Below are 16,071 nucleotides of genomic sequence, written 5' to 3'. Positions count from 1 at the left end.
GGCAGGGTGTTAACAAAACAGCGGCTTGAGGTCGTCAGCCGACAGTCCGGTAATTTTCTGTACCGTCTCTTTGTCGAGGCCATTCTGTAACATGCTGCCGGCAATGCGCAGCGCCTCACGCCGGCTCCCTTCCTGTAAGCCCTCAAGGCGCCCTTCCAGGCGCCCCTCCTGTCGGCCCTCATGCCGACCTTCCTGCTTAAGCTTTTGCGCGATAGACATCAATGTCTCCTCATACTGTGGCAGACGGCGGGCCAGCCGGCGGAGAAACACGCCCGGCTCGGCCGTGTTACCGTACTGCAGCATATAGTGAAACAGCATTCTCAACTGCCGGGGATTAGTGTATCCCAGCATCACCACGGCCGCCAACGACTCCGTTATGCCGCTGAGATCGCGCTGGCGAATATGCTTTTGCATCAGCTCCAGCAGGGCGACCCGCCGATGCTGTACGATTTCATCGTCCGGCATGACCGTGACGTCGATCAATGGAAACTGACTGCCGTACAGCCTCTTCGCCAGCTGCGGGTCGGCAAATTCATCTAGCCAGTTGAGGGAAAAAGGATACGGACTGGTTGCGCCATGATAAAAAAGCATCGGCACCACCAGCGGCAGCGTTTTGTGCCCGGCGTCGAGGTGTCGCTGCATCGCGGCAATCGCATAGCGCATTAGACGAAAAGCCATATGATTATCCGGCGAGCTCTGATGCTCTATCACCACGTAAATATATCCTGCCCCGCAGGTGGTTTGCACCGACCACAGCACGTCCGAATACCAGGCGCGTAGATCCTCATCGATAAAGCTCGCCGATTGCAGCCTCAGAGTAGCGAAATCGCACCGCTGGCGGATCGCTTCGGGAAGATAGAGCATGAGAAAATCATTCGCCGTCTCCGGGTGGCGAAGAAATCGTTTAAACACCGCATCATGCGGCGTGGCGGTTATTCGTTTTTTCATGGCCATCCGCTTGCCTGAAAGAGAAGGAAAGCCGGACTCTACCACCGGTTTTTAACCGGTTGGTTTTAACGATGATTTTCTGGGAAGCGCCTCGGAGAATAGCGGAGCGGCCAGTCTGACTGGCCGCCATAGGCAAGATTTAGTAATCAAACTGCCGGTAATAACGGCGGATATTCAGGTCGTGGCCGGTATGGTGCTCAAAGTGGGCCGCCAGCCGGTCCACCAACAGAGTAGACACCACGCACGGCGCCATAATCCAGCGGAACGCATCATCAATGCCGTTCAGCGGATAGTCGCGCGGGTCGATCACCACCAGATGGTCAGTTATCTTTTCGGCAAAGCGTTCGACGCGCTCGTCCAGCGTCCGGCATTTCCCCTCGCCCTTCACCAGAAACAGCGGGACCTCTTTTTCCAGCAGCTCCAGAGTACCGTGGAAAAATTCAGCCGAGCTTACCGACTTGGTCCGCTTCCACTGCATCTCTTCGAGAATACACATCGAGAACAGGTAGACCTCACCCCACATTTCCGCGCCGCCAATCCACATCATATAGTCGCTGTCATGGTATTGCGCGGCAATGCTGTCCGCCTGGGGATCGAACTGGCGTTTGGCCTGCAGAAGATTTTCCGGCAGCAACTCGAGCTGGCTGGCAAAACGCGCATAATCCGCAAACTCGCCGTGACGATAAATGACCCGAAAGAATAACCAGTACAGCAGCATATATTCATATTCCACGCCATTTTTGTGGCACATCGGAATATGCCAGCTGGCGGCGGCAGCCAATGGCGAATCGGCATGACGGGTAATGGCTACCACGCGTATCCCCTGCGCCTTGCACCATTCGGCAATGGCCACCGACTCTTTGGTATCGCCGGATTTGGATAACGTCACCACCACTGCATCTTTATTTAATTTTTTATGCCCGCGATGAATTAATTCCGCCGCCTGCTCAAGATAAACCGGCACGCTGGTTAATTCTTTGGCAAACTCATTAACTGCCATCATCGGAGCTAAAGAACCGCCTACCGAGGCGAAAAATAACGCGCTGCAGCCGCTGTCATAAATAGCGTCGGCCACGGTTTCAGCCTGTTTACGCGCAGCGATGATCTCGCGAGCACTGGTCAGGTACTCGTCCTGATTAAAACCCAACATAGTTTTCTCCTGAATAATCAGATTTTACTTTTTAATACGCGGTCAAAATCGTCGAAAATACGTATCGCCAGATCGATGCCTTTTAGCCCGGCGGTATGCCAGGCGAGCATCTGCACTGGGACAATCAGCAGCAGCGGCGCCAGGTGATGCTCGCACGGGCAGTTAAGCGCCAGCGTTTGTTCATCCTCTTCGTCCCCCAGCGTCAGGGTAAAGGCGCGGGCAATGGACGGCGCCATATAGTCGCGCAGCGCCCGGGTTCGCGCGTCCGGCGAGTCTTCCATAAACAGCATCACATGGCGGGCATTGGCTTCCAGATAGGGGCCGTGCATATAGGCTTCCAGCTCAAAGCCGCTGGAAGGTACCCGCACCGTCTCGGTAAATTTGGTTTCGAACTCTTTCGCCACGCCAACCAGCGCGCCATAGCCGGTGGCGACAAAGCGCTCGCCGCGCCGCAGCGTTTCGCTATGCCGGTCGATAAAGCGCGAAGTGCGGGCGATGACCTCCGGGATCGCCGCCGCCAGTCGCTGGAATTCGGCAAGATAGTGCTGCTCCTCGGCTTCACTGGCCTTCCCCTGGCTGCGAGCAATCATCAGCGCTATCAGCAGCAGATTGAGCACTGTCGCGCTAAAGCCGCGGGTGACAAACCCTACGCTCTCGATCCCGGTATTGATATCCAGAACGCCATCGCAGGCCCGCCCGGTCGGGCTTTGCGGATCGGAGGTCAGGGCAAATACCGGCAGTCCTGAGGCCTGTACCTTACGCATCGCCTCCAGCGTCGACGCGCTTTTTCCGCTCTGTGAAATCGCCACCACCAGATCGGTATGCGGGTCGATAGTTTCGTAATGGGTAAAGTTGTACGGCTCTTTAATGTCCACCAGCACGCCAAAGCGTTGTTCAAAGAAATAGCGCGCGCAAAGCGCGGCATTCAGCGACGATCCGGTCGCCAGCAGCAAAATACGCCGCACCGGCTGCTGGCGGGCGAAGGTCTCAATCGCCGCCAGCTTGTGCCGGTAGTCGCGTAGGATCTGCGCCAGACAGGCCGGCTCTTCGCTGATATAGGTCATCATTGTTGGTCGCATAGCTCACTCCCGTTAAAACAATCCGATCCACGAACCCAGAATGCCCACCAGCGCCATTCCGCCGATAATAGAGAGCGGTTTAACCTTCCGCCCCAGCAGCCAGTAGACGATGCCGAAACTCACCAGCGGCAGCATGCAGGGCAGAATGTCGTTGATGATGTCCTGCACCTGAGTTTTGGCCTCCCCGGCCCCGAAGGAGACAGGGATGGTGATATCGATCATTGAGGCGGTCATCGCCCCGACCACCATCAGGCCGATAATCGACGCCCCGTAGGTCAGGCTCTCCATCATTCCGCTCTTCTGGATCCGCTGCAGCACCCCAGTGCCCAGCACGTAGCCCCAGCGGGTAAAGCACCAGCGCACCAGAATGTGCGGCACGTTAAACACCAGCAGAAACAGGATCGGCCCGAGAATATTGCCCTTTAGCGCCAGACTGGTGCCGATGCCGGTGGCGATCAGGCGCAGCGTTCCCCAGAAGAAGGAGTCTCCCAGCCCGGCCAGCGGACCCATCAGCGAGGCTTTGACGTTATCAATCGCGTTGGCATCCATATTTTTCTGCTGGCTGTTTTTCTCCTCCATCGCCGTCGTGATCCCCAGCAGCAGGGTGACGATATGCGGCGTGGTATTGAAGAACACCAGATGGCGTTTCAGCGCCCCGGCCAGCTCCTCTTTGCGCGGATAGAGCTTCTTCAGCACCGGGATCAGCGCGTAAACAAAGGCGAGATTCATCTGTCGCTCATAGTTCCACGAGAACTCCATCTGGAAGGAGCGCCAGAACACCCGGCGTAAATCACGCGGCGTAATTCGCGCTTCTTCCTGCTCCTGCGGCTGCAGGGTCTCTTCAGAAATCATCTTCGTCGTCATCGCTGACTCCTTGTTCTGTCGTGGTACGAGGTGCGCTCAATGCGGTGACATTAACCATCACCACCGCCACGATGGCGCCGAGAATGGCGATACCGGTCACCGGGATTTTCAAATAGGCCATCAGTACAAAGCCGAGGAAAAAGTACGGCGCCACCTTCTTGTTAATCAGCAACCTGGCGAGCATCGCGAAGCCGAGAGCCGGAATGATCCCGGTGGCCACGCTGAGTCCGTGTTTAATAAATTCCGGGATCGTATCGAGCAGGGATTTCACCGCGTTGCTGCCCACCAGGAATGAGACGGTCACCACCGTGGCAAGCATCAGCGACAGGCCGAATCCGGCAATCAGATGCATCCGCTCAATGCCGCGCGTATCCGCCCGTTCCGCATAGCCGTCCGCTTTCTGGCTGAGCAGCGGTATAAACATCCCCAGATAAACGTTTTTCAGGATCAGGGTCAGGGTGGCGATAGGCAGGCCGAGTAACAGCGCCGTTTCCGTGCCCGCGCCGGAGGTGATGGCGAACGCCACGCCGAGAATACCGCCGGTCACCACGTCGGGCGGGATCGAGGCGCCAACGGAGAACGAACCGATAAACGCCAGCTCCAGCGTCGCGCCCATAATGACGCCGGTCTGCACATCCCCCAGCACCAGACCGGTCAGTAGCCCGGTGACGATAGGCCGGGAAATCAGCGACGTCCCTAAGGCATATTCCGATTGCGCGATAAACGCCACCAGACCCAGTAAGAGAGCCTCTACCATAATCTGTCCTCCGGAATCACACGCATTCCGTAAAAAGCTGTTTGCGATCGTTCGGGACCTGGCGAATCTCCACCTCGACGCCTTTGCCCACCAGTTGTTGCAACTGCTCTATTTCCTCCGGCAATAAATTAATCGCCTTAGAGATATTTTTACTGCCCTCTTTGGCTTTAATCCCGCCGAGATTAATACTTTTTATGTCCTCAACAGCGCTGGCAATACGCCAGGCGTCATTGACCGATTCCACAACAATAAATAAATTATATTTATCGGTAACCCCGCTTTTTATCGCCTCAATAGAATCATTTATATTTTTAATCACCAGCTTCACCGAGGGTGGTTTAGCTAGCTTAATGGTGGTTTTCCGCAGTTCATCCTCAGGGACACTGTCGTTGGCGATTAAAATACAATCGGCGCCGACATATTGGGTCCAGGAAAAGGCTACCTGGCCGTGAAGTAATCGATGGTCAACCCTTAATAACGTAATCATCATGCATCCTCATTTCAGAAGTCTTTATCCATAGTCATCGCCCCGGCAATAGTCTGATTGCAGTACTGAATGCTCTCTTTGGCGTTGATTAATGCTTCAGAAATTAATTTTTCGGTATTATCTTCCGCTGCAGAAATAAGCAGATCAATAATTAATGGTAGATTTAACCCGGACAATAAATGGAAGTGCGGGCGCGATAAAAAACGCACAAACTCATTATTCACGCTACCGGCGAAAATATCCGTAATCACTATCAGCTCATCCTGCGCCGGGAAACGCGCCAGCAGCGCCTCCACCTGCTGCGTCAGATCGACCTCCTCTTCTACATAGGCGCACAGAGTATGAATATCCGGCTGTTTACCGAGGATCAGCTCCACAGAGTTCAACAAACCGTTAGCAAAGGTGCCGTGGCTGGCAAAAATATAGTGTCGTTTCATCCTTACCTCGAAAGCGCATTCCACTGCTTTCTTAATTGCAACCGACGTGCCAGAAACAGTGGCGCGTCGGCTAACGTAAGGACAAAAGGGAGAGAAGCGTTAAAACTCTTGATCTTCCTGAATAAATTCCGTTTCGCGCGTCAGAATATCGTGAATGTAGTACAGTTCTACGGCGGGGATTTTGACACTATATCCGCTCTCTATGACACTAAAGGCCTCGCGCAGCGTCGCCAGCTCGCGCTCCGGACACTGCCTTCCCGCATAATGGGTTGGGGAAGCGTGGCGAATTAACCGCTCTATCAGACAGCTGATATGCACATACAGCGCCACCTTACGTTCGTTGGGCACCTCGTACCCGGCCAAATGCTCATAGCGCAGCAAAAACTGCTCAACCTGGTTGATCACCTTCGCGGTATCGAGGATCGTCACCGACTCGATCACCCGCCGCAGCGAGAAGTTTTTCAGGATCAGGTTGTTGATCTCGCTGACCTGCTCCGCTGTCGCCAGTTCGCCGAAGATACGCATTAGCGGGCGACTTCCCTCCCCCGAGATCAGCGAATCCAGCGAGATCCACGGGAGATCGGCAAGATGCGGATCGAGGGTGCCGACGATCGCCAGCACGTCGTAGCGGCTGAGCATCGGCTCCCGCCGCGCGGGGTCGGCCAGGGTCTCCATATCGCAGGCTACAATATCAACGCCGAGCGCTTCAGGGATGCTGGCTTTTAACAGCGCCGACAGGTTCGCCGCAGCGCCCAGACCGGTGGCGCAGGTGGTCAAAATCGCCCGCGGTTTATCGGTCTGCGGGTAATAGAGCTGGTGCTCAACCGCCAGATCGTCGCCGATCTCGCGGACGATATCTTCCAGCATATCGCCGTGTAAAATCCGCTCCCCGACGTACATCGCCATGCCGGTGGAGACATTGTTAATAATCGCCACCGGCGTATTCAGGCGACGATTAAAATGGCTGTGAATAGCGTTCAGCGATCCCATATCGACCAGAATGATCAGCCCTGACGCCAGCGCGTGGCGCTCAATATACGCCATCACCTGATTAGCGATAGCCTCCGGCGTCACGTCGAGCGGCATGTCGAATGACTCAAACAGCGGGCTTTTCAGCAAGCGGTTCGCCACGCTGGCGATGCTGCTGGCGGTGGCGTAACCGTGAGCGAGAATAATCGCGCGGGTCACCTGCTGCTGGCTGATAGCGCCGTTTTTCTGGAACCACAGCACCAGCAACAGCAGGTCAATACGCCGGGGCTCAATATCCAGCTTCAGCGCCAGCGCGTCGAGGATCGCTTCGCAAAAGCGATACAGCAGCGGGAATTTGTTTGCCAGAAAATCCGCCAGCAGACGGATTTTCTCATTGCTCATCGTGGACGCCGCCTGACGGGAGCGATGGATCAGGTAGTGGCTCAGGGCGTAGAGACAGTTGCCGTTAAACTGGATATTGAAGCGTTTTTCCAGGCGATAATACTCCTCCCGCACCTGATGGGCGATCAGCAGCAACATCTGCGAGCTACTGGCATCCTGGTTATCAAAGATCAGCCGATCGAAGAGGGTTTCAATCTCCTCCCCCATGCTTCTTTGCGCCTCTTCCCAGACCGTTTTTTTATTTAGCACTGCTTCATACAGCGCCAGAATCCGACACTGAACGTCATGGATCAGCCCCTGAACCGGATCGCGCGCCCGCAGCAGCCAGACCAGGCTGGTCTGCGGCTCGATAAGCAGCGGCTCCTTCTGGCCCATGGCTTCACTGAGCGCCGGCGTCGCCGCCATGATATTTTCCGGCAGATCGTGCAGCGTCACGGTCAGCATCTCGCTGCCCGGAGACCTGGCCCAGGCCGATGCAACGGCGTACTTCACCACATTCTTCAGCTCGCCGACGTTGCCTCGATAAACGTACTGCGTCAGAACCTGCAAAAGCCGCGGCGTGAGCTGCAGCCTGGCGGCAAGCGTCCGCGCCTCCTGCCAGAAAAACTGCAGCGTTAGCGCCTCCTTCTCCTCGCGGCTACGCTGTTGAAGATCGGGCAAGCTGACCAGGATCGGAATACGACGAAGAAAGGTGGTCAGAAACGTGCTGTGAATATCTTCGGTAGTGGCAAACACCAGCCGCAGGGAAATCGGCAGGCCATGGGCGGTCTCTCCCACCCGGTAGATCTCCTTGCGGTCCAGCCAGGTGAAGAGCTTCTCCTGCCCCTGAGCATCCAGTCGATGGACCTCGTCGAGAAACAGCATCCCGCCGTTTGCCGCCTCGAACGCCCCGGCTTTATCGCTCTGCGCGCCGGTAAACGCGCCTTTGACATAGCCAAACAGGTTGGCGGCCAGCAGCTCCGGGTTACTGGCATATTGCGCGCAGTTGAAGCTGACAAAGGGCGCATCGGGCGCCAGCAGGCCCTGGGCGATCGCGAACTCGTGCATCAGCTCCGCCATATAGCTTTTGCCGGTTCCGCTGTCGCCGACGATCAGTAACGGCAGGCCGCCGTTGGGATAAAACAGCGCGGTTTTCATCTGCTCAATCGGTTTACGCAGGCTGCCGTCATGCCCGGTCAGCAACGAAAAATGGTCCGCCTGTTCCGGCTGGCGGTCACTCTCCGCGAGCAGCTCCGCCATGCTGGCGTACTCGCTGCGGGAAAGGGGGAAGAACTGCTGGCAGAAGGCTTTTTTATGCAGAAAATAGACCGGCCGGGTGTTGATCTTCACCAGCACGTCCTGGGCGACCAGCTGATTGAGATAGTGGCTGGCGGTATTTCTTTGCATCGCGAAACGCTGAGCCAGCCAGCTGGCGGTAAAAACGTCGCTCAGGTTATCCGGATCGAAAAAATCGGTCTGATTTTGCAAAAAAGCCAACAGTTCCGTTTTACGCATTACATCCCCCTCGTCGCCATTACGAAGAGATATGATGCGGCAAAAGAGAGGCTTATCGACGCCCCGTGCTGTTTTTTGCGGCCCAGCGCACACTCCCGCCTAAGCGGACTTCGCTGCCGCACACTCCATCGTCATTTCATACTGCTGCAGCGATAGCGGCGCATACCCCGCCGCGGCAAACAGCGGCGTAAAGGTTTCCGGGACCGTCACCGACGTGCCGATCCCCGGGAACTGCTGCGCCAGCGCCATCAGCAGCGCCTGCGCCAGCCCCTGGCGACGGGCGGCGGGTTCCACCCATAAAAACTGCAGTACAGGCCGTGAGCCCGAGGTGCTCAGTACCGCGAAGGCGCGCTGTTCCAGGGTCACGACGCGGCATGGCAGGGTGGCGAAGGTAAGCGGATCCATCAGCCAGGGGAGCTGACTGTTACTCTCCTCAACGGCGCGTCGAAGCAGTGCCAGGATCGGATAAGGCTGTAACACGCCAGGCGCCGCAGCCAGAGGCTCTGCGCTCAGGTAGCCGCAGAGCCCATAGCGCCGCGTAAAGCCTAACGACTGATACAGCGCGACGGCCGCGTGGTTATCGCGGATCACCTCCAGGGAAACCGTCTCGATCTCCTGCTGCTGCAGAAACGTCAGCAGCTCCTGCATCAATTTCCGCCCAAGACCTTTGCCGCGCCAGGCCGGGCGCAGGGCAAAGGCCGCCAGGCCGGGCGCAGGGCAAAGGCCGCCAGGCGAGCCATATTCCCCCGACGCGCGACGATCGCGATCGCCGCCGGTTCATCTCCGGCCAGCCAGACGCGGGAATCGATCAGGCTCATCCCCTCGGCGCTAAAGCGCTGAACAAATCCCTCCACCGACTGGGTCACCGGTACCAGATAGGCTTCAAAACAGGCGTTAAGAATATCCGTTAACTGCACGCTGCTGAACTGCGTGGCGGGAACGGCGGTCAGATCCATATTTTTCTCCCGAAGGCTGCTATGCTCAGGTGATGAAAACTAACACTATAACTGCCGGCGCCGGATTACGCCTGACCGAGGAGAGTGATATCGCCCTTCTGCCGGCCATTGAACGTTCCGCCGCTCAGGCATTTCGTCAGATCCCCGCTCTCGCCTGGCTGGCGGACAGCGAGGTGATTAGCGTTGCGCGCCATCATGATTATCTGGAAACGGAACATAGTCTGCTGGCGGTGGCCGCCGGGCAGCCGGTTGGTTTTATTCTTACCGAACCGCTCGACGATGCCTTATTTATCGCCGAAATCGCCGTCCACCAGGCCTGGCAGCATCAGGGCATCGGGCGGATGCTGCTGGAGCAGGTTATCGAGCGCGCCCGGCAAATGGCTTACCCGGCGGTGACCCTCACCACCTTCCGCGAAGTGCCGTGGAATGCGCCGTTTTATACCCGCCTGGGATTCGCCATACTCGATGAGCTGACCCTGCCCGCCGGGCTGGCGGCGAAAAGGGAGCTGGAAACGGAACATGGCCTGCCGCCGGAAACGCGCTGCGCCATGCGCTTAGCGCTGTAGCCTCCGGCGCTGATTTCAGCGGCGGAATATGGTACAAAGTACCATTCACAACTTACCCGTTGATACCCGTATGTCCTGGTCAATCGATATCATTTCCTGCATTACCGATCGCTTTGTGGAACTCACGGCGACCGAAAAGCGCATCGCGCAGTTTATTCTCGATGATGTCGCGGCGGCGGCGGAGCTACCCATCGCCGAGATAGCGCGTCTGACTCAGACCAGCCAGGCGTCGGTCACCCGTTTTGCCCGGGCGCTCGGCTGTAAAGACGTCCGTGAGCTGAAGATGAAGCTTGCGCAATCCCTTGCGGTCGGCCAGCGGTTTATCCTCGATGTTCCGGACCTCGAAGGCGTACAGGGGATCTATGAGTCAATCATCAGCGTGCTGGAGACCAATCGCCGGGCGCTGGATATCGAGGCGTTGAAGCGTGCGGTGAGCTGGTTGAGTGCAGCGCGGCAGATCCTCGCCCTTGGAATGGGCGGCGGGTCAACCATCTGCGCTCAGGAGATTCAATATCGCCTGTTTCGTCTTGGTCTTCCGGTCGTCAGTCAGAGCGACGGTCTGCTGGTACGCATGATGAGCTCGGCGGTGACGCCGCAGGATGTGGTGATTGTGCTGTCTCTGGGCGGCTATACCCCGGAGATCATCGAGAGCGCGGCGATTGCCAGCCAGTACGGCGCGAAGGTCATTGCGATTACCCCCGCCGGGACGCCGCTGGCTGAGCAGGCGGATCTGGTGCTGCCGCTGCTGGTGCGGGAAAACGACTATATCTTCAAGCCCAGCACTTCGCGTTATGCGATGCTGGCGATGGTCGATGTGCTGGCCACCGAACTGGCGATGGCCAACAAAACTCAGGCAAAAGGCAAATTACGTCGTATTAAGCTGGCCCTCGACAGCCACCGCGGCGGCGTCGATCGCCAGCCTCTTGGCGACTAGCCACCGGCAGCGGCGATAAACCTCTCCGCCTGCAGGCGGGTACGTTCCACGGCCTGTCCGGCGCGATACAGATCGCTGCCCAGGCCGGCTCCGGCGCACCCAGCCCGCATCCAGGTTGCCAGATTCTCCGGCGTCACGCCGCCCACCGCCAGCACCGGCACCTCCGACGGCAGCACCGCTTTCAGCGCCCGAATGTAGTCCGGACCGAAAGCAGAAGACGGAAATATCTTCAGCCACTGCGCCCCGGCATCCAGCGCGTTAAACGCCTCAGTCGCGGTGGCGCATCCGGCACAAACCTGCATTCCGTGCGCCACTGCCTGACGGATCACCGCAGGCTGGGTATTCGGCGTCACGATAAGCTTCGCCCCGGCCTCAGCGAGAAAATCGACCTGTTCCACGCGCAGTACCGTTCCCGCGCCTATCATCGCCTGCTCGCCAAACCGCGCAACCATCTGCGGAATACTCTGCTGCCAGTCTGGCGAATTGAGCGGGATTTCGATATAGCGAAAGCCTGCATTGATTAGCGTCTCAATATGATCTGCCGCCTCAGCGGGTTGAATGCCGCGTAAAATCGCCACCAGCTTAATCTTGTTCATGCATTATCCTCGCCATGCCAGCCAGCAATGCCTCATCGCCACTGCAGCTGTTAACCGTCATTCCGCGCGCCTTCATCGCCCGACCGTAGCGGGCATTCAGCGCCGGGTCGCCAACCAGCGTGACGGCAGAAGCACGGAAACGCTGCCCCAGGGTCGCCACCTCCGCGCCAATCAGCAGCCCGGAGAGGTAATCGCTGACCGAGCTCGCCGCCAGACCGCCCAGCACCCGGGCGGCCCTGGCGACAAACAGTTCGCTAATCAGCGACGGCTGCGCCAGCCCTTTTTCCAGCCCCCGTTCAAACGCCGCCTCGTCCGGCTGCTGGGCAGGCAGCCCTTTGCCGATCAGCGATTGCGTCATCAGCAGATGATGCAGTTCGCCGGTCATCGCCGTGGCAAAATAACGCACCGCGCCGCCCGCCACCTGGACCCATTTGCAGTGGGTGCCCGGCAGCACGTAACACTCCGCCGGCGCCAGCTGGCAGGCCCCCAGCAGCTGCGTCTCTTCGCCGCGCATCACGTTGAAATCCCGGTCCTGTTCAATCTTGAGGCCGGGAATAATCCACACGCCTTCAGCAACGGCGCATAGCTGCCGCCCGGGCGCGTCGATCGCCGCCGGACAGTCCAGATACGGCACCGCCTGCCAGCCCGCGTCGCTGCCGATCATCCCGGCCATCAGCACCGGCAGCGCCTGTGAGCCGCGCCAGGGGGCCAAATGCTCCGCGAATACATCGGCAGGCGATCGTCCGTTCAGGCGGGTAATACCCAGCGGCAGCTGCTTCGTTTCGACGCACTGGCCGTTGCGAATCAGCCAGCCGCGCAGCTGGGTAGAGCCCCAGTCGACGGCAATATAATCCTTCATTGTGCTTCTCCTGAGACCTGCACCGCCGTCTTCGCCGGGATCGCCTCCCCTTCCCGCTCCTGGGTAATCATTTCCAGCGCCTGCTGACGGCTGATTTTGCTGGCTGGCGTCATGACGGTGACAAAAATAGCGGAAACAAAGCTGCCAACGACCGACGGAATGCACGGATTGCCCCAGTAAGCCAGCCAGTCGGCCTTAACCAGAACCACAATAGACACCAGCATGCCGCTCAGCAGCGCGGTGAGCGCACCCTGCCAGTTAAAGCGCAGCCAGAAGCGGCCGAGAATGGAACAGACGAAGAGCCCGGACATCAGCATGGAGATCATTTTGGTGATATAGCTGATGATATCGTTCGAGGTCAGGGCGAAGATCATCGCCAGGCCGATGACGAACGCCAGCATCCAGCGAGAGAGCGTTATCGCCTTATGCGCCGGCGGCATTTTTCCGGTAACGAGGGTATAGACATCCCGCATCATGATGGCCACGGCGGCTATCGCATCGGAGCTGGCCGAAGACATGGTGGCGGAAAGTCCGGCAATCAGGACCACCAGCCCGAGGATCGCCGGTAAGAAGCTGGTGGCGAACAGGAAGGCGTAGTTACTGTTCTCAAGATTGGGGTTCATCGTCCAGGCCGCCATGCCGATGATCGCCGGCAGCACCGAGAAAAACAGATACAGCACGCCGGTATAGACAAACGAGCGCCGCACCGAAGAGACGTCTTTTCCCGAGTAAATACGCTGGCGATAGGAAGGGGTCGCCAGCACGCCGACGCCGATGACCATCGCCAGCGATAGCGCCGGAATGGTCCCCAACTTATCGACCGCAAACAGGCTCATCGCCTTGGGATCCATTGCCTGAACGATGGCATCCCATCCCCCGACGTGAACCACCGCCAGAATCGCCATCAGGATAAAACCGAAAAACAGAATTAATGCCTGAATGGTGTCTGTCCACACCACAGCAGAATAACCGCCGATAATGACGTAAATCGCAAACGCCATGGCAATAATAATTTTTGCCACCGTCAGATTAATTCCTGTCGCCCAGGCTAAATACATACTCCCGCCAAGAATATGCGCCCCCAGCCAGCCAATTGAGGCAATAAATATCATTATCCCGACGAGGTTTTTAATTAAATGGCTGCCACCAGTGTAATAAGAAAGCTCTTCGCTCATGGTCATAAAGCGCAGCTTTCGCACCGGCGCAAACAGCCAGGCCACCAGTAAAATACCGATGGCGCCGCCCACGCCGTAGAGCATCCCGGCCCATCCATTGCTGTAGCCGAAGCCGACAGCGCCCATGCTTGAACCGGTTCCCACCATAGTCGCCACGGTAGACCCCAGCGTCAGGAACAGCGGCAAAGAACGGCCGCCGAGTAAAAAATCCTCACCGCTTTTTTGATGACGGGACACGTACCAGCCAAGCCAAATCATGGCCAACGCGTAAATAATAAAGCCGACTAAAAAGACATGACTATTCATAATTCACATCCTGCCAGTTAATTTTGTAAAGGTAAAAGGCTACGAAGCGCTGAATTATTTCAGCGCTCAAAATGACTGTTTATATTTCTGGTTACTAACTTTTTATGCGCGAGAAGCGTTATAACAGGTCACATCCACTTCGACTTTACAATCCACCACCAGGTCCGCTACGCAGCAGATGCGGGCAGGCGGGTTGTCGCCAAAGAACTCGCGGAAGACTTTATTGAAAGACTGAAAATAGCGCGCATCGGTGAGGATCACTTTAACATGCACCACGTCGGCCAGGGTGTAGCCCGCTTCGGTCATGATATCTACGCAGTTCTGAATCGCCAGACGCGACTGGTCGACAATCCCGCCTTCCACCACTTCCCCGTCCTTCATCGGCGTCTGGCCGGAGACGTACAGCCAGCCTCCCGCTTCCACCGCCCGCGCGAACGGCAGGTGCTGCCCGCCGGTACCGGTACCGCCCTCTACGCCATAACGTTTAATACTCATTTTTCACTCCTCAGTTCATTCGGCGGCGCAGGAAACGCCCCGCGCGCCCGATAATCTTTTTGTCGCTGCCGTAGCTCATCACGCCGTTAACCATCACCGCCTCAATACCGTCCGCCGGACGTTTCGGGTCGGAGAAACTGGCGACATCGCGCACCGTCAGCGGGTCAAACAGCACCAGGTCGGCGTAATAGCCCACTTTTACCAGCCCACGATCCGCCAGCTGGAAGCGCGCCGACGACAGCCCGGTCATTTTGTGGATCGCGGTAGTCAGCGGAAACAGCCGTTCATCGCGGCAGTAGTGGCCCAGGACCCGCGGAAACGCGCCCCACAGCCGCGGATGCGGCATCGGGTCGTTCGGCAGCCCGTCGGAGCCAATCATGGTCACCGGATAACCCAGCACCCGCCGTACGTCCTGCTCGTCCATGTTGTAATAAATAGCGCCTGCCGGCATCAGCCGCGCCGCGGCGTCGTGCAGGCTCACCTGCCATTCATCGGCGATCTGCTGCAGCGTTTTTCCGGCCTGCTCGGGCTGTGCTTCCGACCAGGTGATGACGATATCGAACTCATCGGTGACCTGCTTCATATCCAGCGTCGACGAGCTGGCGGAATAGGGGTAACAGTCACAGGCGATCTCCTGGCGCTGGCGCATCTCATCGAAGAAAGCCAGCGTCTCCTTCGTGCGACCCCAGTTTTTCGCGCCGGCGCACTTATGGTGCGAGACCACCACCGGCACGTTGCCGTGGCGACCAATGCGGAACGCCTCGTCGAGCGCCTCCAGAATCGGCTCGAACTCCGAACGCAGGTGGGTGGTGTAAATTCCCCCCTCTGCCGTCAACTCCTCAGCGAGCGCCATCACTTCTTCGGTGGTCGACTGGAAGGCGCTGGCGTAGGCAAGGCCCGTGCTCAGTCCTAAAGCGCCCTGGCGCAGCGCATCGCGCAACTGTATGCGCATGCCGGCGATTTCCGTCTCGCTCGCCGGGCGGAACAGGTCATCCATATGGTTATTGCGCAGCGCGGTGTGCCCAATCAGCGTCCCGACGTTAAGCGATGGTCGCGCCGCCTCTACCGCATGGGCGTAGGCTTCGACGGTGGGATAGATGAAGTGCTGTCGTTCGCCGAGAAGATTCATCGGGTCTGGCACCTCGCCGCGCATGGTGGCGGTTGCCGCGCTGATCCCACAGTTGCCGACGATCACGGTTGTCACCCCCTGGCTGAGCTTAGGCAGATACTCCGGCATGCGGATGACGTTGATATCGTCATGGGTGTGAACATCGATAAAGCCAGGCGCCAGCACCCGCCCTTGACCATCTATCTCCTGCTCCGCCGCGACGTCAAGCGCCGGAGCGATAGCCATTATTCGGTCGCCCTTCACCGCCACATCGGCACGGTATTGCGGCCCGCCGCTCCCGTCGATCACCGTGACGTTTTTGAAAAGCCAGTCAACTTTCATAGCAATTACTCCCTTTCGACATACCGACAAGTTAACCATTTACAAGTGCAAAAAACAGTGGAAAACTACGCAAAAACCAGATCATTTTGTGATACTTTTATTCAAAATAAACAATAATCATTAATTAAAGACATTATTATCAAATAT

16 protein-coding genes and 1 pseudogene are annotated in these 16,071 nt (G+C 57.7%); 3 read left to right on the top strand and 14 right to left on the bottom strand.

Annotated features, from left to right (window positions below; all coding sequences use genetic code 11):
* Window positions 1-9 precede the first annotated feature (9 nt).
* From MKR05_RS23240 to MKR05_RS23200, 9 genes and pseudogenes are all read right to left on the bottom strand, one after another.
* Window positions 10-954: an Rpn family recombination-promoting nuclease/putative transposase gene (locus MKR05_RS23240; RefSeq protein WP_072422418.1), complete on the bottom strand. Its 945-nt coding sequence runs from the start codon at window positions 952-954 to the stop codon at window positions 10-12.
* Between the two features lie 133 nt (window positions 955-1,087).
* The gene (locus MKR05_RS23235; protein WP_171005080.1) at window positions 1,088-2,098 is read right to left on the bottom strand and encodes an SIS domain-containing protein; all 1,011 of its coding nucleotides are present in this window, start codon (window positions 2,096-2,098) and stop codon (window positions 1,088-1,090) included.
* Window positions 2,099-2,115: 17 nt separating this feature from the next.
* The gene (locus MKR05_RS23230; RefSeq protein ID WP_101978431.1) at window positions 2,116-3,177 is read right to left on the bottom strand and encodes an SIS domain-containing protein; all 1,062 of its coding nucleotides are present in this window, start codon (window positions 3,175-3,177) and stop codon (window positions 2,116-2,118) included.
* Between the two features lie 12 nt (window positions 3,178-3,189).
* Window positions 3,190-4,041: a PTS system mannose/fructose/sorbose family transporter subunit IID gene (locus MKR05_RS23225; protein ID WP_023291869.1), complete on the bottom strand. Its 852-nt coding sequence runs from the start codon at window positions 4,039-4,041 to the stop codon at window positions 3,190-3,192.
* Complete coding sequence (locus MKR05_RS23220) at window positions 4,019-4,798, bottom strand: PTS mannose/fructose/sorbose/N-acetylgalactosamine transporter subunit IIC (protein ID WP_023291868.1); 780 nt, start codon at window positions 4,796-4,798, stop codon at window positions 4,019-4,021. The genes MKR05_RS23225 and MKR05_RS23220 overlap by 23 nt, the downstream gene beginning before the upstream one ends.
* Before the next feature lie 16 nt (window positions 4,799-4,814).
* The gene (locus tag MKR05_RS23215; RefSeq protein ID WP_023291867.1) at window positions 4,815-5,285 is read right to left on the bottom strand and encodes a PTS sugar transporter subunit IIB; all 471 of its coding nucleotides are present in this window, start codon (window positions 5,283-5,285) and stop codon (window positions 4,815-4,817) included.
* Window positions 5,286-5,299: 14 nt separating this feature from the next.
* The gene (locus tag MKR05_RS23210) at window positions 5,300-5,722 is read right to left on the bottom strand and encodes a PTS sugar transporter subunit IIA (RefSeq protein ID WP_023291866.1); all 423 of its coding nucleotides are present in this window, start codon (window positions 5,720-5,722) and stop codon (window positions 5,300-5,302) included.
* Between the two features lie 99 nt (window positions 5,723-5,821).
* On the bottom strand, window positions 5,822-8,587 hold the full coding sequence (locus MKR05_RS23205; RefSeq protein ID WP_080820753.1) for a sigma 54-interacting transcriptional regulator: 2,766 nt from the start codon (window positions 8,585-8,587) through the stop codon (window positions 5,822-5,824).
* Between the two features lie 99 nt (window positions 8,588-8,686).
* Window positions 8,687-9,543, bottom strand: a pseudogene (locus MKR05_RS23200) (GNAT family N-acetyltransferase).
* A 32-nt stretch (window positions 9,544-9,575) separates the two neighbouring features.
* Between MKR05_RS23200 and MKR05_RS23195 the strand changes: the two are divergent.
* Together MKR05_RS23195 and MKR05_RS23190 are read left to right on the top strand one after the other, a co-directional pair.
* Window positions 9,576-10,109 carry a GNAT family N-acetyltransferase gene (locus MKR05_RS23195; protein ID WP_023291863.1) on the top strand — a complete coding sequence of 178 codons (534 nt, stop codon included), beginning with the start codon at window positions 9,576-9,578 and terminating at the stop codon, window positions 10,107-10,109.
* Between the two features lie 70 nt (window positions 10,110-10,179).
* Window positions 10,180-11,043, top strand: coding sequence for a MurR/RpiR family transcriptional regulator (locus MKR05_RS23190; protein WP_032429092.1), 864 nt, complete (start codon window positions 10,180-10,182; stop codon window positions 11,041-11,043).
* Here the strand turns inward: MKR05_RS23190 and MKR05_RS23185 are convergent.
* The 5 genes from MKR05_RS23185 to MKR05_RS23165 all read right to left on the bottom strand — a co-directional run bounded on the left by MKR05_RS23185 (window position 11,040) and on the right by MKR05_RS23165 (window position 15,924).
* On the bottom strand, window positions 11,040-11,639 hold the full coding sequence (locus MKR05_RS23185) for a 2-dehydro-3-deoxy-6-phosphogalactonate aldolase (RefSeq protein WP_023291861.1): 600 nt from the start codon (window positions 11,637-11,639) through the stop codon (window positions 11,040-11,042). The genes MKR05_RS23190 and MKR05_RS23185 overlap by 4 nt on opposite strands.
* Entirely contained in the window at window positions 11,626-12,498 is an 873-nt protein-coding gene (locus tag MKR05_RS23180; protein ID WP_087824310.1) for a 2-dehydro-3-deoxygalactonokinase, read from the bottom strand. Before MKR05_RS23180 ends, MKR05_RS23185 begins: the two co-directional genes overlap by 14 nt.
* Complete coding sequence (locus MKR05_RS23175; protein WP_004886423.1) at window positions 12,495-13,979, bottom strand: sodium:solute symporter family protein; 1,485 nt, start codon at window positions 13,977-13,979, stop codon at window positions 12,495-12,497. Before MKR05_RS23175 ends, MKR05_RS23180 begins: the two co-directional genes overlap by 4 nt.
* A 102-nt stretch (window positions 13,980-14,081) precedes the next feature.
* On the bottom strand, window positions 14,082-14,474 hold the full coding sequence (locus MKR05_RS23170) for a RidA family protein (protein ID WP_004204205.1): 393 nt from the start codon (window positions 14,472-14,474) through the stop codon (window positions 14,082-14,084).
* Window positions 14,475-14,484: 10 nt separating this feature from the next.
* Entirely contained in the window at window positions 14,485-15,924 is a 1,440-nt protein-coding gene (locus MKR05_RS23165; RefSeq protein ID WP_023291858.1) for an amidohydrolase family protein, read from the bottom strand.
* On the opposite strand from MKR05_RS23165, the gene MKR05_RS23160 reads away from it, so the two are divergent.
* On the top strand, window positions 15,902-16,048 hold the full coding sequence (locus tag MKR05_RS23160) for a hypothetical protein (protein ID WP_044525291.1): 147 nt from the start codon (window positions 15,902-15,904) through the stop codon (window positions 16,046-16,048). The two genes, MKR05_RS23165 and MKR05_RS23160, sit on opposite strands and share 23 nt — an antisense overlap.
* The last annotated feature ends 23 nt before the right edge of the window (window positions 16,049-16,071 follow it).

Origin of the sequence: Klebsiella sp. K5-204, from assembly GCF_030128585.1 — a bacterium.
In the GTDB taxonomy this organism is placed as follows: Bacteria; Pseudomonadota; Gammaproteobacteria; order Enterobacterales; family Enterobacteriaceae; genus Klebsiella; species Klebsiella quasipneumoniae.
This window is presented reverse-complemented; position numbering and strand designations above follow the sequence as displayed.

Coding starts and splice junctions, on each gene's coding strand:
- MKR05_RS23240 (WP_072422418.1), bottom strand. CDS start 954: ATGGCCATGAAAAAACGAATAACCGCCACGCCGCATGATGCGGTGTTT.
- MKR05_RS23235 (WP_171005080.1), bottom strand. CDS start 2,098: ATGTTGGGTTTTAATCAGGACGAGTACCTGACCAGTGCTCGCGAGATC.
- MKR05_RS23230 (WP_101978431.1), bottom strand. CDS start 3,177: ATGCGACCAACAATGATGACCTATATCAGCGAAGAGCCGGCCTGTCTG.
- MKR05_RS23225 (WP_023291869.1), bottom strand. CDS start 4,041: ATGACGACGAAGATGATTTCTGAAGAGACCCTGCAGCCGCAGGAGCAG.
- MKR05_RS23220 (WP_023291868.1), bottom strand. CDS start 4,798: ATGGTAGAGGCTCTCTTACTGGGTCTGGTGGCGTTTATCGCGCAATCG.
- MKR05_RS23215 (WP_023291867.1), bottom strand. CDS start 5,285: ATGATTACGTTATTAAGGGTTGACCATCGATTACTTCACGGCCAGGTA.
- MKR05_RS23210 (WP_023291866.1), bottom strand. CDS start 5,722: ATGAAACGACACTATATTTTTGCCAGCCACGGCACCTTTGCTAACGGT.
- MKR05_RS23205 (WP_080820753.1), bottom strand. CDS start 8,587: ATGCGTAAAACGGAACTGTTGGCTTTTTTGCAAAATCAGACCGATTTT.
- MKR05_RS23195 (WP_023291863.1), top strand. CDS start 9,576: ATGAAAACTAACACTATAACTGCCGGCGCCGGATTACGCCTGACCGAG.
- MKR05_RS23190 (WP_032429092.1), top strand. CDS start 10,180: ATGTCCTGGTCAATCGATATCATTTCCTGCATTACCGATCGCTTTGTG.
- MKR05_RS23185 (WP_023291861.1), bottom strand. CDS start 11,639: ATGAACAAGATTAAGCTGGTGGCGATTTTACGCGGCATTCAACCCGCT.
- MKR05_RS23180 (WP_087824310.1), bottom strand. CDS start 12,498: ATGAAGGATTATATTGCCGTCGACTGGGGCTCTACCCAGCTGCGCGGC.
- MKR05_RS23175 (WP_004886423.1), bottom strand. CDS start 13,979: ATGAATAGTCATGTCTTTTTAGTCGGCTTTATTATTTACGCGTTGGCC.
- MKR05_RS23170 (WP_004204205.1), bottom strand. CDS start 14,474: ATGAGTATTAAACGTTATGGCGTAGAGGGCGGTACCGGTACCGGCGGG.
- MKR05_RS23165 (WP_023291858.1), bottom strand. CDS start 15,924: ATGAAAGTTGACTGGCTTTTCAAAAACGTCACGGTGATCGACGGGAGC.